Origin of the sequence: Luteimonas sp. 9C (assembly GCF_902506295.1) — a bacterium.
Taxonomy (GTDB): domain Bacteria; phylum Pseudomonadota; class Gammaproteobacteria; order Xanthomonadales; family Xanthomonadaceae; genus Luteimonas.
This window is the reverse complement of the sequence record NZ_LR733312.1, coordinates 1,811,129-1,836,094: the sequence shown is the minus strand read 5'-3', so window position 1 is coordinate 1,836,094 and position 24,966 is coordinate 1,811,129. Positions and strand designations below refer to the sequence as shown.

The following is a 24,966-nucleotide window of genomic DNA, read 5'->3' as shown; positions in this document are numbered from 1 at the left end:
GACCGCGCCGCGTTCGCGCGGCGCGGGTTGCATTGAAGACACGTCGCCGGCGGATGCACGCATCCGCCGGCTTTTTCTTGCCTGCATGAAAAACAAAGCGTCGCAGTCGCGGGATGCGTGCAGGTCCATGCGCAGACCGGTCGGGATGCAGCCGCGTTCGAGACCGCAAGCAGCACCGATCAGTTTCGCTGCGCGCTTCCCAGCACCGTGTCGGCCAGCGCACGCCCCAGGCCCTGGAACGCGGTTTCGGCCTGTGCGATGTCGTCGAAATCCTCCGCGCATGCGAGCACCAGCGTGGCGCCATTGCGGGCGCGTTCGGGATCGATCACGCCGACATTGCAGGCGCGTCGCAGCTGGGTGCCGGTCTTCTGGGCGAAATCCGTACCCGGTGGCAAGCCGGCGCTGATGCGGCGGTCCCCGGTGCTGATGGCGCGCATGTGGTCGAGCATGCGGCGTGTGCTGTCAGATGACAGCAGTTCGCCGGCCGCCAGACGGTCGAGCACGGTGGCGAATGCAGCCAGGGTCGCGGTATTGCGGTCGCCGCGGTAGTAAGCGTCGAACACCGATTCGAGCGTGTCGGCATCGAGATCCGCGCGCGGCACAACGAGTTCTTCCGCCAATGCCTGCAGACGCGGCTCGCCGGCGTCGGCATTGCGCAATCGCACGATCGCCATGTTGTCGAGCTGTGCCACCCCCGGATGCACCGGATCGTAGGCGTCGTAACGCACCTGCAGGATCGTCGTGACCGGGCCGAAGCCGCCGCCGATCCACTCGCGGATATGTGCGTTGAGGTGGTCTTCGCCGACCTTGCGGATCAGCATGTCGGTCGCCGTACTGTCGCTGTCGCGCAGGGACTTCTCCAGCAGCGTGGCGATGGTGAAGGTCTCGCCGGGCATGTGCTCGAGCATGTCGCCGGAGCCGTCGACGAAATCGGTCTGCGCGAGCGTCAGCGTCTCGTCGAGCGACAGCGTGCCGGCGTCGACCTGCTCGAGCACCGCGATCGCGACCGGGATCTTGATCGTCGACGACAGATACCACGCGCGATCGCCGCCGCGGTCGAGCGTGCCGGGCCGCGGGCCGTAATGCCGCACGTACACACCGAAACGGCCTGGCATCGCGTCGTCGAGTGCTTCGACACGTGTCTGCAGCGCCGACACCCACGGCGCATCCGTCAGGGACGCGGCATCGATAGCGGACTGCTCCGCCGGATCGTCGGTCGGTGGCGGCTCTTCGCCGCGACACGCCCCCAGCAGGGCAGCAGCCAGCACGACGGGGACGCATCGCCGCAGGCAGCGGGTGTACGATCGAGGCGTCATCGGGCAGGTGCCTGCGGCTTGAGGGAATCCAGTAGTCCGGACGCCGTAACCGCTGCGCCGAGTTCGCGCAACGCGCGCTCGCTGGCAACGGTGCCGGCGCCGCGGGCGCATGCGGCAATGACTACGTGCGGCTGCGTCCCGCCGTCGCGCGCCGGCACGCTGGCGATGCCTGAATCACAGATACGCCGGTACTGGGTGCCGGTCTTGTGCGCGAAGCGCGCATCCGGCGGCAGCCCCGCGCGCAGACGCTGCCTGCCGGTCTGCACGCGCGCCATCACGTCGAGCAGATAGCGCGTGCGGTGGAGGTCGAGTGCACGGCCTTCCTGCAGCGCTGCCAGCATGTGTCCGTAGTCGCGCAGCGTGGCGCTGTTGACGTGGGTCGCGTAGTAGGACTCGAAGGCGCTGTCGAGGTCGGGCAGCAGGAAATCCGCAGGCGTCACGCCGAGCCGTTGTGCGAGCGTGCGCACGCGCGCCTGGCCGGCACCGGCGCGTTGCAGGGCCAGCATGTCCTGCGAGGTGAGTCGCGCGGCGCCGGGGTGGAGCATGCCGTAGGCGAGACGTCGTACATCCGCCAGGGTGGTGATGCGCACGTCGCGCGCGATCAGTTCAGAGGCCACCGCGTTGACCTGCCCGAGGCCGACGGTCCGGATCAGTACGTCACTCGCGGTGTTGTCGCTGTGGATGATCATCTGTTCGAGGAGCCAGCCGATCGCCAGCCGGTCGCCGGCGCGATGTGCATTGGTGCGGCCGGCGCCATCGACGAAGTCGGTGTCGAGCAGCGTGATCGGCGTGTCGAGCGTCAGCCAGCCCTGTTCGATCTCGCGCAGCACCGCGATCGCGATCGGCACCTTGACGCCGGACGCGAGATACCAGATCTCGTCGCCGCGGAAGTCGTAGGCGCCATCATCGTCGAGTCGCTGGACGTGGACACCCAGTTCGCCCGCGAACCGCGCATCGATGGCGCGCACGCGCCGGTCCAGATCGATTGCCCACGGCGGCATGGCCGCGGGCATCGACCCGCCCGCTTTTCCGGCGGCGGGTTCGACGGGGATGGGCGCCGTCGCACTCGACGGGGTCGACTGCGCGAGCGCCGCGCCGCCCATCCAGAGCAGCGTGAGCGAGGCCGCCACGAGCCTCTGGCGCAGCGGTCTCAGCATGGCCATGGATACTTGATGACGCGCCGGTTCATTTGCGTTGCACGTCCGTGTCGGGCGTGCGCTTCAAGGCGCGCTTCATCGCGCTCCACAACCAGATCCAGGTTGCGGTGGCGGCGAGCAACAGACCCGTCAACACCAGCGCGCGTTCGTAGGTCACGGACTGGTACAGGCCCATGCCTTCGCGCAGCACCAGGAAGATCACGCTGATGTGCACGATGAAGGCCATCAGGGCGTCGCTGCCGATGACCGCGATCGGACGCAGCCAGGCCGCCAGGCGCTCGCCGCCGGCGACGGCGAGTGCGAGCAGCGCGAACGCACCGGCGGTGCTGAAGAGCATGAACATCAATTGGGGCGGATGCTTGCCGGTGTTGCGGGCGATCTCGACCAGCAGTGGTCGCAGCTCGCCGGCGCAGATCGCAAACCAGGCGAACAGCGCCGCCGAGACCAGCGCCAGCACACCCGCCAGTGCCCAGCGTGTGCGCGGCGCACGGTAGGCCTGCAGGAGCACGCCGCCGATCAGCAGGCCGATCAGGATCAGCGGTCCACGCGCGAGCTGGCCCCAGGTGTAGTAGTCGGGATGCTCGACGATCAGCGCCTGCAGCTGCGGCACGCCCCAGAAATCGAAATGGTGCAGCAGCCACCACGATGCGAACGCAACCGGGATCGGGCTCAACCAGCGCAGCATGGCCGGCGTCTTCGCCCACAGCGGCAGCAGCCAGGGAATCCACAGCAGGGCGATCGCGTAGAAGCCGAGAATCTCCACGAACGAGGGAAAATCCCGGTACAGCAGCGTGTCGACGATCGCGGCGGTGTCGTGGCGGCCATACATCTCCACGACGGTCAGCACCTTGTACCAGAACAGCACCACCAGACCGCGCCACAGCAGGCGGTTGCGCCGCTGTGGCCAGTCGGGCGCCGTGGTCCTGGGCACGAACGCGACTGCGAGCGCGATACCGAACACGATCACGAAGAGCGACGAGGAGAACTTGGTGATCGCATGGACCGGCACCTGGCCCCACGCGGGAAAGTCGTCGAGCGGCATCAGGCCGTTGGTGCCGTGACTGAGGATCATCAGGCAGACCGCGAAGCCGCGGGCGAGATCGATCGCGCCGATGCGCCCGGTGGATGGTGTCGACACGCGGCTGGTGGACGCCGCCGCCATGTCTGCCGTCGCCTCCGTCGCGCTCATGCCAGCAACTCGCGAGCCGACGATCGTGTCGGGCCTGTCGCCTGCGACATCACAACCGGTCCGCTGCGGTCCCCACTCGTGGCCCGGTGCGCAGATCCGGCTGCAACGGGCGCACGACGGCGCAACGGACGCAGCCTGTGGACGGAAGCGGGCACCTGGACCATGCGGATCCTTCAGGCTCGGGTGCTGCATTCCAGCAGCGCCTGCGTGAGGACCCGGTCAGCGGGTCCCCGCCGATCTGGGATACTGTCGCGCCAGACTTCCGCGCGAATGCAGTCCGATGTCCATTTCGTCCAAGTCCCGTCGCGACGCCAGGCGTCGCAACGCGCCGCGCCGTACTGACGGCGTGGCCGGCGCGCCGCAGGTCCATGCGCAACTCAAGGGTCCGGACGAGCGCGTGCTCGCCGGTGCCACCTATCACGAGGGCGAGTGGACGCTGGTCCTGCGCGGCGAGCCCGTCACCGCCACGCCGAGCGCGGCGATGGTGCTGGCGATGCTCCGCCACACCGCGGCCTTGCGGCATGCGAGTGGCATCGCCACCAAGCTGTCGGTGTCGAAGGCGCTTGACGCTGCGGCCAGCGCCGAGGCCCAGGCCGAAGGCCGCACGCTGGTCGAACATCTCGACTGGCTCGAGACGGAACGGCAGACGCGCAACGCGCCGCCCGCGGCCCCACCCACGACGCACTGACCTGACGGCGCGTCCGTCTGCGCGATGAACGTGCAGGGCGCGTCGGGATCGGCACGCTTGCGGGTCGGTATCATGCCGCGGTCCCGTCTTTCGACCGCCCCGATGCCGTCCGTCCGAGCCCTGTCGCGTGTGTCCGCCATCGCCGTTGCCGCCCTCGTACTGGCGGCATGCGGTCGCAATGCACGCGAGGACGCGCCGTTCATGGGGGAGTCCTTCGATTCCGACGAGACCTATTCGCGGACCTACGAACTGCCGCCGGCGCAGGTCTGCAGCGCCGCGCGACTGGCGCTGCTCGGCCAGGGCTACGCGGTGAGCAAGTCCAGCGACGACGCGGTGGAGGCCACCAAGAATTTCCAGCCCGAGGACGATGTGCATACGCAGCTCTCGGTGCGCGTGTCCTGTGTCTCGCGTGGCACCGACCGCTCGCTGTTGTTCGTCAGCGCGCTGCTCGACCGTTACGTGATGCGCAAGAGTTCCAATTCGGCGAGCGTCGGTGTCGGCGGGATCGGCTCGCTGTCGCTGCCGGTCGGCAGTCGCGAGGATTCGCTGGTGCGGACTGCCAGCAGCACGGTGCAGGACGCCGGTTTCTATCGTCGATTCTTCGAGCGCGTCGGGTTCTATGTGCCTGCGCCGAGCAGCCGGGACCGCACGCCGAGTGCCGACGAGATGCGCCGCGAGGATCCGCCGCCGGCGGATCTCCAGCAGGGCGCGGCGCCGGTGGCGGACGACCTCCGCCAGCGCTGATCCATCCCGGCGCCCGACGCCGTCGAACTGCTAAAGTCGGCCGGTCCGTAATCGATGGGATGGCCGTGCAGTGAATGCGGTGCTCGAGGATTCCACAGCGACCCCCGACACGCCCGAGGCGCGCATCGTGGCGCGCCTGCGCGCCAGTGGCCGGCTCAAGGACGTCGATCTGGCCCGCGCGCAGCGGCTGCACGCCGAAGCGGGCGGCAGTCTGCTGACGCTGCTCGGCCGGCTCGGCCTGGTGTCAGAGCGCGACCATGCTGAAGCCTGCGCCGCCGAACTGGGCCTGCAATTGTTGCCAGCCAAATCGGTGCCCGAGGAACCGCCGGAACTCGTCGATGGCGCGCAGCCGCTCTCGGTGCGTTTCCTGCGCCAGTTCCATGTCCTGCCGATCGGTGAAAGCCGCGGCCGCCTGCACGTCTGGATGTCCGATCCGCACGACGGTTACGCCCTCGATGCCGTGCGTCTGGCGACCGGCTGCGACATCGCGCCCGCAGTCGGTCTGCGTTCGGAGATCGACGATCTGATCGAACGCTGGTACGGCCAGGGCCGCAGCGCCATGGGCACCATCATCGAATCGGCCGACGGCGAAGGCGGTGGCGACGTCGACGACGTCGAGCACCTGCGCGACCTCGCATCCGAGGCGCCGGTGATCCGGCTGGTGAATCTGGTGATCCAGCGCGCCGTCGAACTGCGCGCGTCCGACATCCACATCGAACCCTTCGAGAGCCGGCTGAAGGTGCGCTACCGCGTCGACGGCGTCCTGATCGACGGCGAAAGTCCCCCGGTGAACCTGACGGCCGCGGTGATCAGCCGCATCAAGATCATGGCGCGGCTCAACATCGCCGAACGTCGCCTGCCGCAGGACGGGCGCATCATGCTGCGCGTGCAGGGCAAGGAGCTCGACCTGCGCGTGTCGACGATGCCGACCGCGCACGGCGAAAGCGTGGTGATGCGTCTGCTCGACCGCGAGACGGTGGTGTTCGATTTCTACCGGCTCGGCTTCACCGACGAATTCCTGCCGCAGTTCAACAAGGTGCTCGACCAGCCGCACGGGATCCTGCTGGTCACCGGCCCCACCGGCTCGGGCAAGACGACGACGCTCTACACCGCGCTGTCGCAGCTCAATACGCCGGACGTCAAGATCATCACCGTCGAGGATCCGGTCGAATACCAGATCGAAGGCATCAACCAGATCCAGGCCAAGCCGCAGATCGGTCTCGATTTCGCGCACGCGCTGCGCTCGATCGTGCGCCAGGACCCGGACATCATCATGATCGGCGAAATGCGCGATCTGGAAACCGCGCGCATCGCAATCCAGTCGGCGCTCACCGGCCATCTCGTGCTCAGCACGCTGCACACCAACAACGCCGCCGGCGGCATCACCCGCATGCTCGACATGGGCGTCGAGGACTACCTGCTGACCTCTACCGTCAACGGCATCCTCGCCCAGCGCCTGGTGCGCAAGCTCGAGCCGACGCACCGCGTGCGCTACGCCGCCTCGCCCGAGGAGATCGAACGCTTCGAACTGCGCCGGTTCCAGCCGGACGGCGAGATCATGCTGTATCGCCCGGGCCCGTCGGCCGGTGCGCCGACCGGCTATCTCGGCCGCACCACGATCGTCGAGTTCCTGGTCATGAACGACACGCTGCGCCGCGCGGTCATGCGCCACGCCGGCATGGGTGAACTCGAACAGCTCGCCCGCGAATCAGGCATGCGCACGATGTACGAGGACGGCATCCTCAAGGCGCTGGCCGGCGAGACGACGATCGAGGAAGTGCTGCGGGTGACGGAGGACGCATGACCCATCCGCAATGGCGCCGGACGTGCTCGGCAGGCACTGGATGAGATCGGCCGCAGCAGTGTGCGTGCTCGCCCTGTGCGTCGTGGCGTGCGGCGCTGATCGGAACCCGGAAGCACACGCAACGGGCGGTGCTGCGGTGGGTGAGAGCGACGATGTCGATCGCGCGGCGCACCTGGACGCTAACATCGGCGCGCTGACGGACGATGCACAAGACCCGACTGGATCGAGCCCGGCCGTCGAGGGCCGCATCGGTAGCGGTATCGGGTCCGGCGCGACCGATGCGCGGGGTCGGGCGTCACAGTCTCGCGCACCCGCTGAAGCACGCTTTCTGCAAGGAGAAACAGTGCTGGCGGACACGGCGCGGATCATCAACGACAGTGCGGCGTGGACCGATGCAGTCCGCCGATTCGAACATGCGGGCCTGACAGATCCCGAAGCGCTCGACCTGCACCGGCTTTTCGGCGATTGGCTGCGGGCGTCGCTCGCTCGCCACGAGTTGGCGCTTTCGGGTTTTGGCTGTGGGCGCAGCCTGTGCGCGGCGACGATCCCGCTTGCCGCCCACGATGGGCGTGCGCGGTACGATCTGTGGAAGTCGGCCGAGGCCAGCCAGCCGCCCATGCCGCTGCCAGTGTTCGTCGAGTTCATGTCCCCGATGTCGAGTGACGCGAGCGAGATTCGGATTCTCTTTTCGACGGATCCGGACGTCTCCGCGATCCAGGCTCCAGACCGTCCAGCCCCATGACCCTCTACCGCTACAAGGCCCTCAACAGCCGCGGCGAGACGCTCGACGGCACCATGGATGCCGGCAGCGAGGCCGAGGTCGCGTTGCGTCTGCAGGAACAGGGACATCTGCCGATCGAGGCGCGTCCTGCGAGCGAGGCGCGGGCGGTCGAGGACTGGAAGGCGCTGTTCAAGCCCAAGCCGTTTTCGGGGCAGCGGCTGGTGCAGTTCACCCAGCAACTGGCGACGCTGCTCAACGCGGGCCAGCCGCTCGACCGGGCGCTGACGATCCTGCTCGATCTGCCCGAGGAACCCGAAGCCAAGCGCACGATCACCGAACTGCGGGATGCGGTGCGCGGCGGCGTGTCGCTGTCGACGGCGCTCGAGCGCCAGCACGGCACGTTCTCGCGGCTGTACGTGAACATGGTGCGCGCCGGTGAGGCCGGCGGCAGCCTCGAAGACACGCTGCAGCGACTGGCCGACTACCTCGAAAGCGCGCGCCTGTTGCGCGGACGCGTGGTCAACGCGCTGATCTATCCGGCGATCCTGATCGTGATGGTCGGCGCGTCGCTGATGTTCCTGCTCGGTTACGTGGTGCCGCAGTTCGCGGCGATGTACGACAGCCTCGATGCCGAACTGCCCGTGTTCACGAAGATCGTGCTCGGGCTGGGCGAGTTTGTGCGCGACTGGTGGATCCTGATGCTGGCGGTGCCGGTGATCGCGCTCTACGCGTTCGTGCTGAAGCTGCGCGATGCGCGGTTCCGGCTGCGGTTCGATGGCTGGCTGCTGCAGCGGCGGATCTTCGGGCCGCTGGTGGCGCGCATCGAAACCGCGCGGATCGCGCGCACGCTCGGCACCCTGCTGCGCAACGGCGTGCCGCTGATCGCGGCACTCGGCATCGGCCGCAAGGTGCTGGGCAACCTGGCGCTGTCGGCGGACGTGGAAGCGGCCGAATCCGAGGTCAAGAACGGTGTCGGCCTGTCGACGGCGCTCGGCCGCAGCAAACGTTTCCCGCGACTGGCGATCCAGATGATCCAGGTCGGCGAGGAGTCGGGCGCGCTCGATACGATGCTGCTCAAGACCGCCGACACCTTCGACCAGCAGACCGGCACGTCGCTCGACCGCATGCTCGCCGCGCTGGTGCCGGCGATCACGATGCTGCTCGCGCTGGTGGTGATGGTGGTGATCCTCGCGGTGCTGGTGCCGATCTACGACCTGACCAGCGTCATCGGCTAGGTTCAGCTGCGCCGCGTCATACAATGCGGGTCCGATTCCACAGCGAGGCAGTGTCGATGCAGCCCATCCGCAGATCGCGTCCCCTCGGCAGTCCGCGCGGCGCGCAGGGCGGCTTCAGCCTGATCGAGATCATCCTCGTCGTCGTGCTGATCGGCGGCATCGTCGCGTTCGCCGCGACCCGCATCCTCGGCGGTGGCGACCGCGCACGCGTGAACCTCGCCAAGGCGCAGGTGCAGACGCTGGCCGAAAAGGTCCACCAGTACGAGATGGACACCGGCACGTTGCCGAATGCGCTGGGTGACCTGGTGACGCAGCCCGGCGGTGCCAGCGGCTGGCTCGGCCCGTATGCGAAGGATGCCGAACTGCGCGACCCGTGGAACACGCCCTACGAGTTCGCTGCGCCGGGCAGCAGCCAGCCCTTCGACATCGTCAGCTACGGCGCGGATCGCAAGCCGGGCGGCGACAGCGTGAACGCCGATATCCGCTACGAGTAAGCGGTCCGCACGCCGTGGAAAGCGGCGCCGATGATGCTAGATTCCGGGGCTGCTCCCGCTCCGGAACGTCGCCGCGCCAGATGTCGCATCGCATCGCCAGGGTCCGCGGTTTCTCGCTGCTCGAAGTGCTGCTGGTCGTCGGCCTGATCGCCGTGACCGGCGTGCTGGCGGCGGCCGCCATGAGTGGCGGCTTCGATCGCATCGCGCTGCAGTCCACGAGCAAGACGATCGCCGCGCAGCTGCGCTACACGCGCGCGCAGGCGATCGCGACCGGTGCGCCGCAGCGCTTCGTGGTCGATCCGCAGGCGCGGACCTGGCAGGCGCCGAACGGGCGTCACGGCACGATTCCCGAACCGCTCGCCGTCGAGTTCACCGGCGCGCGCGAGGCGCAGGCGAGCGACAGCGAAGGCGCGATCCTGTTCTTCGCCGATGGCGCGGCCACGGGCGGGCGCGTGCGGGTCCTGCTGCGCGATGCCGCGTGGCAGATCGACGTGGCGTGGCTGACCGGCGAAGTGCGTCTGTCCCGTGCGAATGCGAACGAATGAGGATGTGCAGCCAGCGCGGTTACACCCTGATCGAGGTCATCGTGGCGTTCGCGGTGCTGGGCATCGCGTTGATGCTGTTGCTCGGCACCTTGTCGAATGGCACGCGCCAGGTGCGCTGGGCGGCCGATTCGGGGCGCGCGGCGTTGCATGCGCAGTCGCTGCTGGACGGCATCGGCATCGACATCCCGGTGGTGCCCGGCAGTTCCACCGGCGAGTTCGAGGACGGCCGCTATCGCTGGTCGCTGGAGATCGCGCCCTACGTCGATCCGGCGCTGCCACCGGCCTTGGCCGATTCGTCCGGCCAGCAGCTCTTCGAGATCGGGCTCGCCGTCGACTGGGGCGAGCGCGGTCCGCGCGAGCGCCTGCAGGTGCGCACGTTGCGGCTCCGCGAACCCGACGCGCCCGGCGTGGCCCTGCCATGAAGCACGCGCGCGGCTTCACGCTGATCGAAGTCCTGCTGGCGACGGTGTTGCTGGCGGCCGGCCTGGCGTTGGCGCTGACCACGCTGCGCGCCGCGACCGCGACGGTCGATCGCGGTGAAGCGCTGTCCCAGCGCAGCGAGCGTCTGCGCGCCGTGGAGGGCTTCCTGCGCCGGCGGATCGCGTCCGCGCAGCAGATCGCGTTCCAGACCGACGACAACACCGGCGAGATCTCGCAGTTCATCGGCGAGCCGCAGCGCCTGCGCTTCGTCGCCGATCTGCCCAACTACCTGGGGCAGGGCGGCCCGCATCTGCACGACATCGCCGTCGACGAGGTGCGCGGCACGCAGCGCCTGACGGTGGCGTTCGGCATGGTGATGACCGGCCGTACGATCGAGCCGCGCAGTCCGCGCCCGGCCGAACCGCTGGTCGACGATCTCGTCGAACTGCGCCTGCGCTACCGCGGCTTCGACGAGACGGGCGCACTGGGTGACTGGCAGGACCGCTGGGGACCCGCGGCATTGCCGTTGCAGGTCGAAGTGTCGATCGAGACCGAGCGCGACGGCGCCTGGCCCGCGCTCGTGGTCACGCTGCCGCAGGGCACCGGACAGGCCGCGCCGGTGGCGATGCCATGAACGCGCGCCTGCATCGCGGGGCCGCGCTGCTGCTGGTGCTGTGGCTGATCACGCTGCTGGCGGCGCTGGTCGGTGCCTTCGCGCTGACCGCGCGGATCGAACAGCAGCAGGGCCGCACGCTGAGCCGCGGCGTCGCCGGCGACCAGGCGGCACGCGCAGGCCTCGAGTACGCCCTGACCCGGGTGGCGATGGACGACCCCGCGCTGCAGTGGCAGCCCGATGGTCGTCCTTATGCCTGGCGGTTCCACGACATCAATGTGGAACTGAAGATCGTGGACGAGACCGGCAAGATCGATCTCAACGCCGCCGACGGTCTGCTGCTGGCCGCGGTGCTGGAGATCACGGGCGCCGACCAGGCCACTGCGGTGCAGGTGGCCGGCGCGATCGTCGACTGGCGCGACGGCGACGATTTCGTGCAGATCACCGGCGGTGCCGAGGCCGCGGACTACATCAGCGCCGGGCGGCCCTACGGCGCCAAGAACGCGCCGTTCGAGAGCGTGGCCGAAGTCGAGCAGGTCCTGGGGATGACGCCAGCCCTGTTCGATGCGGTGGCGCCGCATCTGACGATCCACAGCCGCCTGCCGACGCCCGATCCCCAGTTCGCCGCGGGCCCCGTGCTGCAGGCGATGGGCGTCGACGCCGATCCCATCCTCGCCGCGCGCGATGCCGCCGTGGCGCAGCTCACGGGCGTCCTGCTGGGCGGCGGCAGTGGCACGTATAGTATCGAGAGCCAGGCGCGGCTTCCGGAGGGACGGGCCGCGCGGCTGCGTGCAGTCGTCAGGACCGGCGGTGGCGCCGTACCAGGCACGGCCTACACCGTGCTGCGTTGGGAGGAAGGAGCGTCACCACGATGATGTCCGCTACACCCGCATCTCCGGCCGACACCGCGCCCGGCCGCCGCGCCTGGCGTCTGGACGGCCGCACGTCGGCGCGCGTCCGCACGTTCCTGTCATGGTGGGGCGCGGCGCTGTCGAGCTGGTTGCCGGCGCGGGTACGGGAACTGTTCGGACTCGCCAGCCGGCGCCTGCTGCTGCGCGGCGACGTCGGCGAGATCGCCCTGCATCTGCAGGATGCCGACGGCGTCCGTGATCTCGCGCGCGTGCCCCGCGCCGCCTTCGACGACGGCGTGGGCGACCCGCTGGCGACCCTGCTCGCGCCGCGCACCATCGACCTGCCGCGCTGGCTGCTGCTGCCCGCGCGCGCCGGGCTGCGTCGCCAGCTGACCTTGCCCGAAGCCGCGGGCGATCGCCTGCACGACGTGCTCGGCTTCGAGATCGACCGCCAGACGCCGTTCGCCGCCGCCGACGTGCGCTACGACCATCGCGTGCTCGGGCGGCGCGGCGATGGCCAGATCGACGTGGAGCTGGTGGTGGTGCCACGCGCTGCGATCGACACCCAGCTCGCCGCACTCGGTCCGCTGGCGCCGATGCTCGCCGGCATCGATCTCGACGGTGAATCCGGTCCGCTCGGCGTCAATCTGATCGACGATGCACGGCGTCGTCGCCGCGAGGATCCGCAGCGGCGCGTGCAGGTGCTGATTCTCGGTATCGCGGTGCTGCTGACCGCGTTCGGTCTGTGGCAGATGCGCGAGAACCGCAGCGCGGCGGCCGATGCACTCGAAGCACGCGTCGCCGCCGAAGCCACGCGCGCGCGCGCCGCCTCGGCGCAGCGCCAGCAGTTGACCGATCTCCGCGAAGGCATGGCCTTCCTGCAGGCGCAGCGCGCCGCGCGCCCGCTGACGGTGGCGGTGCTCGATGAACTGGCGCGCCGCCTGCCCGATTCCACATCGCTGGAGAAGGCCGCGATCGAGGGCGACCGCGTGCTGCTCATCGGCCTGAGCACCGAGGCCTCGGCGCTGGTCGGGCAACTGTCGGGTTCCACGCTGTGGCGCGCACCCGCGCTCGCCGGCGCGCTGCAGAACGATCCGCGCACGCGCTCCGACCGCTTCACCCTGACTGCCGAGCTCGTGCCGCCCGTGGCCACGGCGGCATCCGCATCCCCTTCACCACAGGAGCCCGTGCGTGCGGACGACGCCCGATAGGCCCGTGTCGGCCCGCGACCGCTGGCTGGCGCTCGCGCTGCTGCTGGGCGTGCTGTTGCTGGGCTACCTGCTGTTGATCCATCCATGGTGGACGCAGCCGATGCGCGAGCTCGGTACGCGCATCGACACGCTGCAGGAGCGCGAGTTGCGCATCCGCCGCGAACTCGAGCAGGCGCCGCTCGTGCGCGCCGAGCTCGAGCGCGCCCGCGCGGCGATGGACGACGCGCCCGGTTTCATGCCGCAGGCCGGCGTCGAACTCGCGACTGCGGCGCTGGTGCAGCGGCTGGAAAGTGCGGTGCTCGAGGCCAGCCCCGGCAACCGCAGCTGCGCGATCAGCAACCGCTCGCCGATCGCCGGCCAGCGCAGCGACAAGTACCCGCGTGCCACCGTGCAGGTGCGCCTGCGATGCGGCAATGCCGAACTCGCCAACGTGCTGCATTCGCTGGAAACCGGCACGCCGCGATTGTTCATCGACAACCTCAATATCCTCAGCCAGCGGCATACGCTCGCCGCCGGCGCGACCAGTGGCGGCGTGGACGTGAGCTTCGACCTGTCCGGCTACGTGCTGCCGGCGCCCGGCGCGGCGCCTGCGGCCAATGCCGCCGCGCGCCCGGCTGCGGCCGATGGAGGCGCCGATGCGGATTGATGCCACCAACGCGCGCACCTGGCTGGTCGCGGCGGTCGGCGCCTGGGCACTGCTGTTCGCGCTGCTGTCGCTGGCCGGACTGGGCGGCCGGATCGGTGCGCTGGAGGACGACGGCATCGTCGCCGCGCCGATCGGTCCTGCGCCCGGCACTGCCGCGCCTGCACCGCCGCTGTCGAGTTTCAATGAAGTCGCCGCGCGTCCCCTGTTCACCGGCGACCGCCGCCCGCATCCGTTCTTCATCGATCCGCAGGACGAAGGCGAGGGCACCGGCACGGGCTTCGACTACGTGCTGACCAGCGTGCTGCGCACCCCCGAGTTCGCGATGGCGATCCTGCAGCCCAGCGGCGGCGGCGAGTCGATCCGGCTCAAGGTCGGCGAAGGCCCGCCCGAGGCCACGAACTGGCTGCTCGATTCGGTGGACACGCGCAGCGTGGTCTTCAATACGCCCGAGGGCCCTCGCACGCTGGAACTGCGAGTGTTCGACGGCACCGGGGGGCAGCCGCCGACACCGATGACGCCGACACCGCCCCCGGACGGGCAATCGCCGACGCAGGCGGCATCGCGCCCGCCGGCGACACCCGCACCGAACGCAGCCATCGCGGCGCGCGCGTCTGACAACGGCGCGGCGCCGCCCCCGGGCGGCACCGCGCAGACCGGCAACGGACAACCGCGGGGGCCCGCCAACCAGCGGCCGGCCCCGGTGGCCGACAACGGAAGCAGCGCGACACCCGAAACGGCGGCCGCCGCCGGCCCGTCCGAAGCCCAGGTCGAAGCGATCCGTCGCCGGATCGAAGAACGGCGCGCACGTCTGCGCCAGCAGCAACAGCAACCCAATTCCGCCCAGGACTAGACTCCCGTCGATGAAGCCTTTCCAGACGCCAGCCTTCCACCTCCGGGCGATCGCCCTCGGAACCGGCATCGCACTGCTCGCCGGCTGCGCCACCGCGCCGACGCCCGCGATGCGCCGCGATGCGGACCTCCGCCAGGGCGCGCAGGCGGGCGACACGTCCGCCGACACCGCCTCCGCGCCGGGCGCACGCACGCAACCGCTGCTCGGCGATGACGAGCGTCCGCAGCCGCAGATCCGCCGCGGCAGCGGCACGGTCATCAACCAGCGCGCTGCCTCCGCCGCGCCGCCCACGCTGGGCGCGACCAGCGGCCAGGCCTCGTTCAATTTCGAGGGCGAATCGGTGCACGCGGTCGCCAAGGCGATCCTCGGCGACATGCTGGGCCAGAACTACGTCATCGCGCCGGAAGTGCAGGGCACGGTGACGCTGGCGACGCCGCAGCCGGTGAGCGCGGCCCAGGCGCTGAGCCTGCTGGAGATGGTGCTGGGCTGGAACAACGCACGCATGATCTACAGCGACGGCCGCTACAACATCGTCGCTGCCGACACCGCACTGGCCACCGGTACCGTCGCACCGCGCACGGGCAGCACCGGCGCCGCCCGCGGCTTCGAAGTGCGCACCGTGCCGCTGCGCTACATCTCCGCGACCGAGATGGAAAAGGTGCTCGAGCCGTACGCGCGTCCGAACGCCATCGTCTCCGCCGACAACGCGCGCAACGTCATCACGATTTCCGGCAGCCGTTCCGAGCTCGACAACTACCTGCGCACGATCGAGATCTTCGACGTCGACTGGCTGTCGGGCATGTCGGTCGGCGTGTTCCCGCTGCAGTCGGGCAAGGCCACGCAGGTGGTCGCCGATCTGGAGAAGGTCTTCGGCCAGGACAGCGAATCGCCCGTGTCGGGCATGTTCCGTTTCATGCCGCTGGAGGGCGCGAACGCGGTGCTGGTGATCACGCCGCAGGCCGACTATCTCGGCGAGATCCAGCAGTGGCTGGAGCGCATCGACAACGCGGGCCAGGACCCCAAGCTGTTCTCCTACGAACTGAAGTTCATCAAGGCACGCGAACTCGCGCAGCGCCTGTCGGAAGTCTTCGGTGGCGGCAGCGGCAGCAGTGGCGGCCAGGATGCGGCGTCGCTGATGCCCGGCCTGACCGGCAACACGCTGCGCACCGGCGGCACGGACGGGTCTTCGGGTTTCGACAGCGGCAGCAGCTCGGGCCTGGGCAGCAACAATCGTGGGGGCACGTCGGGCATGGGCCGCGGCGGTAGCAGCAGCGGTGGCGGCGGCAACATCGGCCAGATGGAGCTCAGCGAGCAGCAGGACGGCCCCGGCAGCGTGACGCTGGAAGTCGAAGGCGACCGCGTCGGCGTGTCGGCGGTCGACGAGACCAATACCCTGCTGGTGCGTACGACGCCGGCCGCCTGGCGCTCGATCCGCGATGTCGTCGAACGGCTCGACGTGATGCCGGCGCAGGTGCACATCGAGGCGCAGGTGGTGGAGGTTTTGCTCAGCGGCGACCTCGAGTACGGCGTGAACTGGTTCATCGAAAAGGGATTGACGGATAACCAGATCGGACCGTTCCCCGGACCGGGTGCTCCCGGGATCGGCGGGCCGAGCCGCTGGAGCACGCTTGGCGCCAGCATCGGGGGGGTCTCGGGTCCGGGGCTCGCATGGTCGCTGGTGAAGAACGACGCCGCTGCGATCATCCGGGCGCTCGACCAGGTCACCGACGTGCAGGTGCTGCAGTCTCCCTCGGTGTTCGTCCGCAACAACGCGATGGCCGAGTTCAACGTCGGCGCGAGCATCCCCGTTGCATCGAGCAGCGTGAACCCGATCCTCGGCGACAGCCAGTTCACCCAGGTCCAGTACATCGAGACCGGCACCATCCTCAAGGTGCGGCCGCGCGTGACCCGCGACGGCATGGTCTTTCTCGATATCGTGCAGGAAGTCAGTACCCCCGGCGCGCAGAACACGGCCGACTCGCAGGGCAATGTCCGCATCGACACGCGGCGGCTCAAGACCGAGGCCGCCGTGCAGGCGGGCGACACCGTCATGCTGGCCGGTCTGATCCGTGACCAGGTGTCGCGCACGTCGTCGGGACTTCCCGGTCTGAGTCGTATTCCGGTGATCGGCGGGCTGTTTGGCTCACAAGGTTCGGGTACCGAACGCAGCGAAGTCATCGTTTTGCTGACGCCGACCATCGTGCGCAACCCGCTCGAAGCGCGTCAGCTGACCGACGAATACGGGCGTCGCTTCCGCGCGTTGCAGCCGTTGCAGACCCCCCGGGACTGAGGGGCCGCGGTGCGCGGAGCCACTGCGCATGGCTGAGCTGCCGGTGATCCTGCTGCCGGTCGGGCACGACGACGACGCGCTCGACGCGTGCCTGGCCGCGCTCGATGCCGGCACGCCGGCGGGCACGCGGATCTGGCTGGCCGACGATGCGCGCATCGGACCGCGCGGTGCGGAGATCGTGCAGCGCTGGCTCGCCACCACGCCGTTGCAGGCCGACTACACCTGCCGTCAACGTGCCATTGGTGAGGTCGCGCACCTCGACGACGTGCTGCGCGCCTGTGGCGATGTGGATGTCATCGTCCTCGCGCCCGATGCGATACCGACGCCGGGCTGGGCGAACGCCCTGGCTGCGTGCTTCGCGCGCGATGCCGCGATCGCCACCGCGACGCCGTGGTGCAACGCCGGCGAGTCCGCCGCGTGGCCGCGCATCGGTGAGATCAACCCGGTGCCCGACGATCCCTCGCGCCTCGCGCGCGCCTGCCGGGCACTGCCGCCGCTGTATCCGGAACTGCCGGCCGCGATCGGCCATGCGGTGCTGCTGCGGGGCAATGCGCGCCGCAAGGCCGGCGGCCTCGACGCGTCGAGTTACCACTCCTGGTACGCCGCCCTGATCGACCTGTCGTTGCGCATGGCCGGCCTGGGCTGGCGCAACGCGCTGTGCGAGACCGCATTCGTCGCGCGCGGTGGCGAGGGCGGTCCGGCCGACGGGGACATGGACGCACTCGCGGTGCGCTGGCCGTCCTGGCATTCGCGGCTGGCGACCTTCCTGATGCAGGATCCGCTCTATGCGACACGCGTGGCCCTGCAGCGCGGCTTCGATGCCCTGGAGAACGCACCGGCGCAGCAGCAGCTGTTCCGCGAGGAAACCGCGGATGCAGTCCCCCCGCTCACGTCCCGCGCCCTCCCGGAGGACGTGGGAACCGTCCGCGAAGCGGATGGTGAGGGGCGGGCAGCCGACGCGCGCGATACGCCAACTGCACCCGACGCAGCGGACAATATCGCGTCCACCGAAGACATGCCGCCCAAGTGACCGCTGCCGATTCCGCCCCGCCCGACATCGTCGCCGTCGTCGTCACCCATCGCAGCGGCAGCACGATCGACGCCTGCCTGTCGCGGCTGCGCGCGGCCGAGCGCATCGCGCAGATCCGCGTGGTCGACAACGCCTCCGACGACGCCACGCTGGCCATCGTGCAGCGACACGCGTCGCTCGATCCGCGCGTGCACTTCATCGGCAACCCGGACAATCCCGGGTTCGCGGTGGCCTGCAACCAGGGCGCGCGCGATGGCGACGCGTCCTGGATCGCATTCGTCAATCCGGACTGCCTCGTCGACGGGGACACGCTCGCGCGCCTGCACGCGCACGCCGACGCGCTGGCGGCGCCGTGCCTGCTGGGCACGGACCTCGTCGGCGAAGACGGCGCGCGGGATCCGGCCGCGCGCCGCCGTGACCCGGATTTCGTCGCGATGCTGCGTGACCCGCAGGCCCGCGTGCTCGCCGTGCCGCGTGATGCCGCGCAGCCGCTGCAGCGCGTGCAGGCGATCTCCGGCGCGCTGATGCTGTTGCCGCGCGCGCTGTTCGAGTCCATCGACGGCTTCGATACCGGCTACCGGCTGCATGCCGAGGATCTGGACCTGTGCCGGCGCGCGCGCGAGGCGGGCGCCGTCATCGCGGTCGCCAACGACATCGCGGTGCTGCACGTGCGCGGCGTGTCCAGCCGGTCGCGACCGGTCTTCGTCGAGTGGCACAAGCACCGCGGACTGTGGCGTTACTTCCGCCGCTTCGAAGCGGCGCGCCGCAGCAGCCTGCAGCGCATCGCGGTGTGGGCGATGATCTGGGCGCGGTTTCCGGTCGCGGTCGTGCGTCGCGCGGCGCAGGCGGGCTGACGATGGCCGCGGTCGCGTCGCTGCTCGATACCGATCTGTACAAGTTCACGATGATGCAGGCGGTGCTGCACCAGCACCCGGGCGCCCTCGTGCAGTACCGGTTCAAGTGCCGCACGCCCGGCATCGATCTCGCCCGGTACATCGACGAGGTCGACGCGGAGATCGATGCGCTGTGCGCGTTGCGGTTCACGGCCGACGAGCTCGCATACGTGCGCGGGCTGCGGTTCGTGAAGCCGGACTTCGCCGATTTCCTCGGCCTGTTCCATCTCGACCGCAAATACATCGACCTGCGCGCCTCGACCCGGGTGCCGGGCGAACTCGAACTCGAGATCACCGGCCCCTGGTTGCACACCATCCTGTTCGAAGTGCCGCTGCTGGCGATCATCAACGAGGTCTGGTTCCGCAACACCACCCGTCCCGATTTCGGGGAAGGCGAACGGCGCCTGCAGGCCAAAGCCGCGCTGCTGCGCGATGTGGCCGGGTACGAGGACTGCCGGATCGCCGACTACGGAACGCGTCGCCGGTATTCGCAACACTGGCACGGGCACATGCTGCCGCTGCTGCGCGATGCGCTGGGCGACCAGTTCGTCGGCACCAGCAATGTCCACTTCGCGCGCCGGTTCGGCATGACGCCGCACGGCACGATGGCGCACGAGTACCTGCAGGCGTTCCAGGCGCTCGGCCCGCGCCTGCGCGACTCGCAGATGGTGGCGCTCGACGCCTGGGCGCACGAATACCGTGGCGATCTCGGTATCGCCCTGTCGGACGTCGTGGGGCTGGACGCGTTCCTGCGCGATTTCGACCTGTATTTCTGCAAGCTGTTCGACGGGGTGCGCCACGATTCGGGTGACCCGTTCGTCTGGGGCGACCGGATGCTCGCGCACTTCGCCGAGCACCGCGTGGACCCGGCCAGCAAGATCCTGGTCTTCAGCGATGGTCTGGACATCGACAAGGTCAAGCGCCTGCACGCCTATTTTCGCGGGCGCTGCCGACTGGCCTTTGGCGTGGGCACGCATCTGACGAACGATCTCGGGCCGACCCCGCTGAGCATCGTGATCAAGATGGTCCGCTGCAACGGCCAGCCGGTCGCCAAGCTCAGCGATTCTCCGGGCAAGAGCATGTGCGACGACGCAGGCTATCTCGCCTATTTGCGGCAGGTGTTCGAAGTGCGGGCCGACGCCGGCCCCTGATCAGGGTTTCGCGTCATCGGCATGACACGGGGACGCGCTGGAATGTGCGGTCGCGATGTCTCGCGTCGTCCTCCATCGCCCGAATCCTCCATGCCTCGACTCTCCCGCGTGTCCCCGCTTGGCTTTTCTCCTTCCCCCGCATGCGGGGGAAGGCCGGGATGGGGGCGAACCATCCGGTTTCGGGGATCACAATCTCGTGCGGTCGCGAGGCGCGGGGCCATGCATGTCTCGATCCGAACGTTCGCCCCCACCCAACCCTCCCCCGTGCACGGGGGAGGGCTCAGGCAGCCTCAGCGATAGCGGTTGATCGCATCCCGCAACGTGCGCGCCTCGCGCGCTGCCGCATCCGCGTAATCGTCGCCGTTCGACGCGTACAGGATCGCGCGCGAGGAGCTGACCATCAGGCCGGTGCCGTCCGCGGTCTTCGCGTTCGTCACGACGGCCCCGACATCGCCGCCCTGCGCGCCGACACCGGGCACCAGGAACGGCATGTCGCCGACGATCGCGCGCACCTCGCGCAGCTGTTCGGGCCAGGTCGCACCGACGACCAGCGACACGTTGCCGTGGCCGTTCCACTCGCGCGCGATGGTCTCGGCGACATGCTGGTACAGCGGCCGCGTGGCGCCGGCATGCGCGACGGGCAGGTCCTGCAGATCGGCGGCGCCCGGGTTCGAGGTGCGGCACAGGATCACCACGCCCTTGTCGCTGCGGTCGAGGAAGGGCTGCACCGAATCACGACCGAGATAGGGATTCACCGTCACCGCATCGGCCTCGAAACGCTCGAAGGCCTCGGCGACGTAGCGCTGCGCGGTGCTGCCGATGTCGCCGCGCTTGGCGTCGAGGATCACCGGCACGCCGGGGTGCGTGGCATGCAGATGCGCGATCAGCCGCTGCAGCGCGTCTTCCGCGCCCAGCCCGGCGAAGTGCGCGATCTGCGGCTTGAACGCGCAGGCGTATTCGGCGGTGGCATCGGCGATGTCGCGGCAGAACGCGAACACCGCATCGGGGTCGTTGGCGAACCGCGCCGGAAACTTCGCCGGTTCGGGATCGAGGCCGACGCAGACCAGCGTGTCGGCGGACTGCCAGCGCGCGCGCAGCGCCTGCATGAAGGTGTGCGTCATGGAACGGCTCTCAGGTGACGATGATCGGCGCGCCGTGGGTGACGACGACCGTGTGCTCGAACTGCGCGCCGACACCCTTGGGGCAGATCAGCGACCAGCCGTCGTCCAGGTCTTCGGTGCGGGTGGCGTGGGTCGCCAGGAACGGCTCGACGGTGATGACCATGCCGTCGTGCAGGCGACGGGTGTCGCGGCGATCGAAATAGCCGGGAATCGAACCCGGCGCCTCGTGCAGTGCACGGCCGACGCCGTGGCTCTGCAGGTTGCGGATGATGCGGAAACCGCGGCGCGCGGCGACGGTCTCGATGGTGCGGCCGATGCCGCTGAGCAGTTCGCCCGCGCGCAGCTGGGCGATGGCGGCGTCGCGTGCTTCGCGCGTCGCATCGAGCAGACGCTGCTGCGCGGTGCTCGCGGTGCCGACGACGAAGCTCGCGCCGGTGTCGGCGAAGAAACCGTCGAGTTCGGCGGACACGTCGATGTTGACCAGATCGCCATCGCGCAGCGGCGTGGCATCCGGGATGCCGTGCGCGACGACGCGGTTGACGCTGATGCAGGTCGCGGCCGGGAAGGCGTAGGTCAGCACCGGCGCGGACTGCGCGCCGGCGTCGCGCAGCATGCCGGCGCCGATGGCGTCGAGTGCCCGCGGGGTGATGCCGGCCAGCGCCTGCGCGCGCATCGTCGAGAGGATGCGTGCCACCAGCGCACCGACGCGCTTGAGGCCTTCGAGTTCTTCCAGCGTCTGGATGGTCATGCGTGGCTCCCGGTGGTCTGCGCTGCGCTCCGCCCGACCCCGTTCCGGAAGGAGCGGGGGGCATCACCTGCCGGTCTGTGGGCCGCGTCTGCATCGACGTCGGCCCGTGACCGGCAGGTTTACTTCAGCGCCTTGAACCGCAGACGCTTCGGACCGGCGTCGTCGCCCATGCGGCGGCGCTTGTCTTCTTCGTACTCGCGGTAGTTGCCCTGGAAGAACTCGACGTGGCTGTCGCCTTCGAACGCGATGATGTGCGTGGCGATGCGGTCGAGGAACCAGCGGTCATGCGAGATCACGAACGTGTTGCCGGGGAACTCCAGCAGCGCGTCTTCGAGCGAACGCAGGGTCTCGATGTCCAGATCGTTCGACGGTTCGTCGAGCAGCAGCACGTTGCCGCCCTGCAGCAGGGTCTTGGCCATGTGCAGACGGCCGCGCTCACCACCCGACAGCGTGCCCACCAGCTTCTGCTGGTCCTGGCCCTTGAAGTTGAAGCGGCCGATGTAGGCCCGGGACTGGATCTCGACGCCGTTGATGTTGAGGATGTCCAGGCCGCCGGAGATTTCCTGGAAGACGTTGTGGTTGCCCTCCAGCGCATCGCGGCTCTGGTCGACGTACGAGAGCTGCACGGTGGGGCCGACGACGATCTGGCCCGAATCGGGCTTTTCCTGCCCGGTGATCATCTTGAACAGCGTGGACTTGCCCGCGCCGTTCGGGCCGATGATGCCGACGATCGCGCCCGGCGGAATGATCATCGACAGATCGTCGATCAGCAGGCGGTCGCCGAACTTCTTGGTGACGCCCTTGAACTCCATCACCGCATTGCCCAGGCGCTCGCCCGGCGGGATGAACAGCTCGTTCGTCTCGTTGCGCTTCTGGTAGTCGACCGACTGCAGTTCTTCCAGTCGGGCCAGACGTGCCTTGCCCTTGGTGCGACCGCCCTTGGCGTTCTGGCGCGACCATTCCAGTTCCTTCTGGATCGCCTTCTGGCGGGACTTCTCCTGGTTGTCTTCCTGCTTGAGGCGCTCGTCCTTCTGGGTCAGCCACTCGGTGTAGTTGCCCTTCCACGGAATGCCGCGGCCACGGTCGAGTTCGAGGATCCACTCGGCGGCGTTGTCGAGGAAGTAGCGGTCATGGGTGACCGCGACGACGGTGCCGGTGTAGCGGGCGAGGAACTGCTCCAGCCATTCCACCGATTCGGCGTCGAGATGGTTGGTCGGTTCGTCGAGCAACAGCATGTCCGGCTTCTGCAGCAGCAGGCGGCAGAGCGCGACGCGGCGCTTCTCACCGCCCGACAGATTGCCGACCTTGGCCTCCCACGGCGGCAGGCGCAGCGCGTCGGCGGCGACGTCCAGCTGGTTCTCCAGCGTGTGCGCGTCGCCCGCGGCGAGGATCGCCTCCAGGCGCTCCTGTTCCTTGGCCAGCGCGTCGAAATCGGCGCCTTCCTCGGCATAGGCGTCGTAGACCTTGTCGAGCGCGGCCTGGGCCTGCAGCACCTCGCCCACGCCTTCCTCGACCGCTTCGCGCACGGTCATCTCGGGGTCGAGCTCGGGTTCCTGCGCCAGATAGCCGACCTTGGTGCCGGCCTGCGCGCGGGCTTCGCCTTCGAAATCCTGGTCCACGCCGGCCATGATCTTCAGCACCGTGGACTTGCCCGAGCCGTTGAGGCCCAACAGACCGATCTTGGCGCCCGGGAAGAACGACAGCGAGATGTCCTTGATGATCTGCCGCTTCGGCGGGACCACCTTGGACACGCGGTTCATGGTGTAGATGTATTGCGACATGGGGGCTCCGGTTGTGCCGGCCCGCGCCGGGGCCCGGTCGGGCGGCGTCGGGTGGGAAGGGGATGGCGGCGATTATAACGGCTCGCGCCCGGCGGGGCCGCGCGCCGGGCGGGCCGGCGCTACAATGGCCGGCCCCGCCGTTCACTGTTCCGGAGCCCTCGATGTTCCAGCGCGACGCCCGTCTCGAAAGCTACGATCCCGCACTCGCCCAGGCCATCGCGAACGAGGTCCGCCGCCAGGAAGATCACGTCGAGCTGATCGCCTCGGAGAACTACTGCAGCGCGCTGGTGATGGAAGCGCAGGGCAGCCAGCTGACCAACAAGTACGCCGAGGGCTATCCGGGCAAGCGCTACTACGGTGGCTGCGAGTACGTCGACATCGCCGAGCAGCTCGCGATCGACCGGCTCAAGCAGCTCTTCGACGCCGATTACGCGAACGTGCAGCCCCATTCGGGCTCGCAGGCCAACCAGGCCGTCTTCTTCGCGCTGCTGCAGCCGGGCGACACCATCCTGGGCATGTCGCTGGCCCACGGCGGTCATTTGACCCACGGCGCCAAGGTCAACGCCTCGGGCAAGCTGTTCAACGCAGTGCAGTACGGCGTCGACGACGCCGGCCTGATCGATTACGACGAAGTCGAGCGCCTCGCGCTCGAGTACAAGCCGAAGATGGTCATCGCCGGCTTCTCGGCGTATTCGCAGATCGTGGACTGGGCGCGCTTCCGCGCCATCGCCGACAAGGTGGGCGCCTACCTGTTCGTGGACATGGCGCACGTCGCCGGCCTCGTCGCTGCGGGCGTCTACCCGACGCCGGTGCCGCATGCCCACGTCGTCACCTCGACCACCCACAAGACCCTGCGCGGTCCGCGCGGCGGCATCATCGTCGCCAGCCAGCAGGGCGCCGGCGAGCAGTTCGACGAGATCGCCAAGAAGCTGCAGTCGATCGTGTTTCCCGGCATCCAGGGCGGCCCGCTGATGCACGTGATCGCCGGCAAGGCGGTCGCGTTCAAGGAAGCGCTGGAGCCCGCGTTCAGGACCTACCAGCAGCAGGTGATCAAGAATGCGCAGGCGATGGCCAAGGTCATCATCGAGCGCGGCTACAAGATCGTCTCCGGCGGCACCGAGAACCATCTGATGCTGGTCGACATGATCGGCAAGGACGTCAGTGGCAAGGATGCGGAAGAAGCCCTCGGGCGCGCCCACATCACCGTCAACAAGAACTCCGTGCCGAACGATCCGCGCAAGCCCTTCGTGACCTCCGGCCTGCGCCTGGGCACGCCGGCGGTGACCACGCGTGGCTATGTCGAGCAGGACTGCACCGATCTCGCCCACTGGATCTGCGACGTGCTCGATGCACCGAAGGACGAGGGCGTGATCGCCACCGTGCGCGACAAGGTCGCCGCCCAGTGCGCGAAGTATCCGGTGTATGGCTGAGCAGCTGGGCATGCGGGGTCTTGATCCGGGTGTGGCGG

23 protein-coding genes and 1 pseudogene are annotated in these 24,966 nt (G+C 69.2%); 18 read left to right on the top strand and 6 right to left on the bottom strand.

Annotated elements, in window-relative coordinates:
• Nucleotides 1-179 precede the first annotated feature (179 nt).
• Genes CURTO8I2_RS08395 through CURTO8I2_RS08385 form a run of 3 tightly spaced genes read right to left on the bottom strand, consistent with a single transcriptional unit; the run spans nt 180 to nt 3,662 of the window.
• Complete coding sequence (locus CURTO8I2_RS08395; protein WP_236551042.1) at nt 180-1,268, bottom strand: serine hydrolase; 1,089 nt, start codon at nt 1,266-1,268, stop codon at nt 180-182.
• Nucleotides 1,269-1,312: 44 nt separating this feature from the next.
• Complete coding sequence (locus CURTO8I2_RS08390) at nt 1,313-2,473, bottom strand: serine hydrolase (protein WP_236551041.1); 1,161 nt, start codon at nt 2,471-2,473, stop codon at nt 1,313-1,315.
• A 28-nt stretch (nt 2,474-2,501) separates the two neighbouring features.
• Entirely contained in the window at nt 2,502-3,662 is a 1,161-nt protein-coding gene (locus CURTO8I2_RS08385; protein WP_159680319.1) for an acyltransferase family protein, read from the bottom strand.
• A 280-nt stretch (nt 3,663-3,942) separates the two neighbouring features.
• Here CURTO8I2_RS08385 and CURTO8I2_RS08380 point away from each other — a divergent pair, with 280 nt between their 5' ends.
• The 17 genes and pseudogenes from CURTO8I2_RS08380 to pncB all read left to right on the top strand — a co-directional run bounded on the left by CURTO8I2_RS08380 (nt 3,943) and on the right by pncB (nt 19,848).
• Nucleotides 3,943-4,350, top strand: coding sequence for a hypothetical protein (locus CURTO8I2_RS08380; RefSeq protein ID WP_159680317.1), 408 nt, complete (start codon nt 3,943-3,945; stop codon nt 4,348-4,350).
• A 102-nt stretch (nt 4,351-4,452) separates the two neighbouring features.
• On the top strand, nt 4,453-5,094 hold the full coding sequence (locus CURTO8I2_RS08375; RefSeq protein ID WP_159680314.1) for a DUF2242 domain-containing protein: 642 nt from the start codon (nt 4,453-4,455) through the stop codon (nt 5,092-5,094).
• A gap of 124 nt (nt 5,095-5,218) precedes the next feature.
• Nucleotides 5,219-6,898, top strand: coding sequence for a type II secretion system ATPase GspE (gspE, locus tag CURTO8I2_RS08370; RefSeq protein ID WP_236551133.1), 1,680 nt, complete (start codon nt 5,219-5,221; stop codon nt 6,896-6,898).
• Between the two features lie 10 nt (nt 6,899-6,908).
• A complete protein-coding gene (locus tag CURTO8I2_RS08365) occupies nt 6,909-7,640 on the top strand; it encodes a hypothetical protein (RefSeq protein WP_159680309.1) in 732 nt (243 codons plus the stop codon).
• Entirely contained in the window at nt 7,637-8,854 is a 1,218-nt protein-coding gene (locus tag CURTO8I2_RS08360; RefSeq protein ID WP_159680307.1) for a type II secretion system F family protein, read from the top strand. Before CURTO8I2_RS08365 ends, CURTO8I2_RS08360 begins: the two co-directional genes overlap by 4 nt.
• 56 nt (nt 8,855-8,910) lie before the next feature.
• Nucleotides 8,911-9,348, top strand: a complete 438-nt coding sequence (gspG, locus tag CURTO8I2_RS08355) for a type II secretion system major pseudopilin GspG (protein WP_159680306.1) — start codon at nt 8,911-8,913, stop codon at nt 9,346-9,348.
• Between the two features lie 80 nt (nt 9,349-9,428).
• Complete coding sequence (locus tag CURTO8I2_RS08350) at nt 9,429-9,893, top strand: GspH/FimT family pseudopilin (protein ID WP_159680303.1); 465 nt, start codon at nt 9,429-9,431, stop codon at nt 9,891-9,893.
• A 2-nt stretch (nt 9,894-9,895) separates the two neighbouring features.
• A complete protein-coding gene (locus CURTO8I2_RS08345; RefSeq protein ID WP_159680300.1) occupies nt 9,896-10,315 on the top strand; it encodes a prepilin-type N-terminal cleavage/methylation domain-containing protein in 420 nt (139 codons plus the stop codon).
• Nucleotides 10,312-10,947, top strand: coding sequence for a prepilin-type N-terminal cleavage/methylation domain-containing protein (locus CURTO8I2_RS08340; protein WP_159680297.1), 636 nt, complete (start codon nt 10,312-10,314; stop codon nt 10,945-10,947). Before CURTO8I2_RS08345 ends, CURTO8I2_RS08340 begins: the two co-directional genes overlap by 4 nt.
• Entirely contained in the window at nt 10,944-11,801 is an 858-nt protein-coding gene (locus CURTO8I2_RS08335; protein WP_159680294.1) for a type II secretion system protein GspK, read from the top strand. The genes CURTO8I2_RS08340 and CURTO8I2_RS08335 overlap by 4 nt, the downstream gene beginning before the upstream one ends.
• Entirely contained in the window at nt 11,801-12,988 is a 1,188-nt protein-coding gene (locus CURTO8I2_RS08330) for a PilN domain-containing protein (RefSeq protein WP_159680292.1), read from the top strand. The genes CURTO8I2_RS08335 and CURTO8I2_RS08330 overlap by 1 nt, the downstream gene beginning before the upstream one ends.
• 4 nt (nt 12,989-12,992) lie before the next feature.
• On the top strand, nt 12,993-13,634 hold the full coding sequence (gene gspM / locus CURTO8I2_RS08325; RefSeq protein WP_236551040.1) for a type II secretion system protein GspM: 642 nt from the start codon (nt 12,993-12,995) through the stop codon (nt 13,632-13,634).
• A complete protein-coding gene (locus CURTO8I2_RS08320) occupies nt 13,624-14,484 on the top strand; it encodes a hypothetical protein (RefSeq protein ID WP_159680289.1) in 861 nt (286 codons plus the stop codon). The genes gspM and CURTO8I2_RS08320 overlap by 11 nt, the downstream gene beginning before the upstream one ends.
• 10 nt (nt 14,485-14,494) lie before the next feature.
• Nucleotides 14,495-16,774 carry a type II secretion system secretin GspD gene (gene gspD / locus CURTO8I2_RS08315; protein ID WP_159680288.1) on the top strand — a complete coding sequence of 760 codons (2,280 nt, stop codon included), beginning with the start codon at nt 14,495-14,497 and terminating at the stop codon, nt 16,772-16,774.
• A 28-nt stretch (nt 16,775-16,802) separates the two neighbouring features.
• Nucleotides 16,803-17,570 (top strand): annotated as a pseudogene (locus CURTO8I2_RS08310) (glycosyltransferase); the annotation flags it as partial.
• Nucleotides 17,571-17,800: 230 nt separating this feature from the next.
• On the top strand, nt 17,801-18,658 hold the full coding sequence (locus CURTO8I2_RS08305) for a glycosyltransferase family 2 protein (protein WP_236551039.1): 858 nt from the start codon (nt 17,801-17,803) through the stop codon (nt 18,656-18,658).
• Nucleotides 18,659-18,660: 2 nt separating this feature from the next.
• Nucleotides 18,661-19,848 carry a nicotinate phosphoribosyltransferase gene (gene pncB, locus CURTO8I2_RS08300; protein WP_159680285.1) on the top strand — a complete coding sequence of 396 codons (1,188 nt, stop codon included), beginning with the start codon at nt 18,661-18,663 and terminating at the stop codon, nt 19,846-19,848.
• 290 nt (nt 19,849-20,138) lie between these two features.
• Here pncB and pyrF read toward each other — a convergent pair whose 3' ends face one another.
• The 3 genes from pyrF to ettA all read right to left on the bottom strand — a co-directional run bounded on the left by pyrF (nt 20,139) and on the right by ettA (nt 23,498).
• Nucleotides 20,139-20,969, bottom strand: a complete 831-nt coding sequence (gene pyrF, locus CURTO8I2_RS08295; protein WP_159680284.1) for an orotidine-5'-phosphate decarboxylase — start codon at nt 20,967-20,969, stop codon at nt 20,139-20,141.
• Nucleotides 20,970-20,979: 10 nt separating this feature from the next.
• Nucleotides 20,980-21,717, bottom strand: coding sequence for a type I methionyl aminopeptidase (gene map / locus CURTO8I2_RS08290; RefSeq protein ID WP_159680282.1), 738 nt, complete (start codon nt 21,715-21,717; stop codon nt 20,980-20,982).
• A 119-nt stretch (nt 21,718-21,836) separates the two neighbouring features.
• Nucleotides 21,837-23,498 carry an energy-dependent translational throttle protein EttA gene (gene ettA, locus CURTO8I2_RS08285; protein WP_159680281.1) on the bottom strand — a complete coding sequence of 554 codons (1,662 nt, stop codon included), beginning with the start codon at nt 23,496-23,498 and terminating at the stop codon, nt 21,837-21,839.
• 161 nt (nt 23,499-23,659) lie between these two features.
• On the opposite strand from ettA, the gene glyA reads away from it, so the two are divergent.
• Nucleotides 23,660-24,928, top strand: a complete 1,269-nt coding sequence (glyA, locus tag CURTO8I2_RS08280) for a serine hydroxymethyltransferase (RefSeq protein ID WP_159680278.1) — start codon at nt 23,660-23,662, stop codon at nt 24,926-24,928.
• Nucleotides 24,929-24,966: the final 38 nt, after the last annotated feature.

Bases quoted from the DNA above. Each gene is read 5' to 3' on its own strand.
- CURTO8I2_RS08380 (WP_159680317.1), top strand. From the start codon at position 3,943: ATGTCCATTTCGTCCAAGTCCCGTCGCGACGCCAGGCGTCGCAACGCG.
- gspD (WP_159680288.1), top strand. From the start codon at position 14,495: ATGAAGCCTTTCCAGACGCCAGCCTTCCACCTCCGGGCGATCGCCCTC.
- CURTO8I2_RS08365 (WP_159680309.1), top strand. From the start codon at position 6,909: ATGGCGCCGGACGTGCTCGGCAGGCACTGGATGAGATCGGCCGCAGCA.
- CURTO8I2_RS08385 (WP_159680319.1), bottom strand. From the start codon at position 3,662: ATGAGCGCGACGGAGGCGACGGCAGACATGGCGGCGGCGTCCACCAGC.
- gspG (WP_159680306.1), top strand. From the start codon at position 8,911: ATGCAGCCCATCCGCAGATCGCGTCCCCTCGGCAGTCCGCGCGGCGCG.
- CURTO8I2_RS08330 (WP_159680292.1), top strand. From the start codon at position 11,801: ATGTCCGCTACACCCGCATCTCCGGCCGACACCGCGCCCGGCCGCCGC.
- CURTO8I2_RS08360 (WP_159680307.1), top strand. From the start codon at position 7,637: ATGACCCTCTACCGCTACAAGGCCCTCAACAGCCGCGGCGAGACGCTC.
- CURTO8I2_RS08340 (WP_159680297.1), top strand. From the start codon at position 10,312: ATGAAGCACGCGCGCGGCTTCACGCTGATCGAAGTCCTGCTGGCGACG.
- CURTO8I2_RS08335 (WP_159680294.1), top strand. From the start codon at position 10,944: ATGAACGCGCGCCTGCATCGCGGGGCCGCGCTGCTGCTGGTGCTGTGG.
- CURTO8I2_RS08375 (WP_159680314.1), top strand. From the start codon at position 4,453: ATGCCGTCCGTCCGAGCCCTGTCGCGTGTGTCCGCCATCGCCGTTGCC.
- glyA (WP_159680278.1), top strand. From the start codon at position 23,660: ATGTTCCAGCGCGACGCCCGTCTCGAAAGCTACGATCCCGCACTCGCC.
- CURTO8I2_RS08320 (WP_159680289.1), top strand. From the start codon at position 13,624: ATGCGGATTGATGCCACCAACGCGCGCACCTGGCTGGTCGCGGCGGTC.
- pyrF (WP_159680284.1), bottom strand. From the start codon at position 20,969: ATGACGCACACCTTCATGCAGGCGCTGCGCGCGCGCTGGCAGTCCGCC.
- map (WP_159680282.1), bottom strand. From the start codon at position 21,717: ATGACCATCCAGACGCTGGAAGAACTCGAAGGCCTCAAGCGCGTCGGT.
- pncB (WP_159680285.1), top strand. From the start codon at position 18,661: ATGGCCGCGGTCGCGTCGCTGCTCGATACCGATCTGTACAAGTTCACG.
- CURTO8I2_RS08350 (WP_159680303.1), top strand. From the start codon at position 9,429: ATGTCGCATCGCATCGCCAGGGTCCGCGGTTTCTCGCTGCTCGAAGTG.
- CURTO8I2_RS08345 (WP_159680300.1), top strand. From the start codon at position 9,896: ATGTGCAGCCAGCGCGGTTACACCCTGATCGAGGTCATCGTGGCGTTC.
- ettA (WP_159680281.1), bottom strand. From the start codon at position 23,498: ATGTCGCAATACATCTACACCATGAACCGCGTGTCCAAGGTGGTCCCG.
- CURTO8I2_RS08390 (WP_236551041.1), bottom strand. From the start codon at position 2,473: ATGCTGAGACCGCTGCGCCAGAGGCTCGTGGCGGCCTCGCTCACGCTG.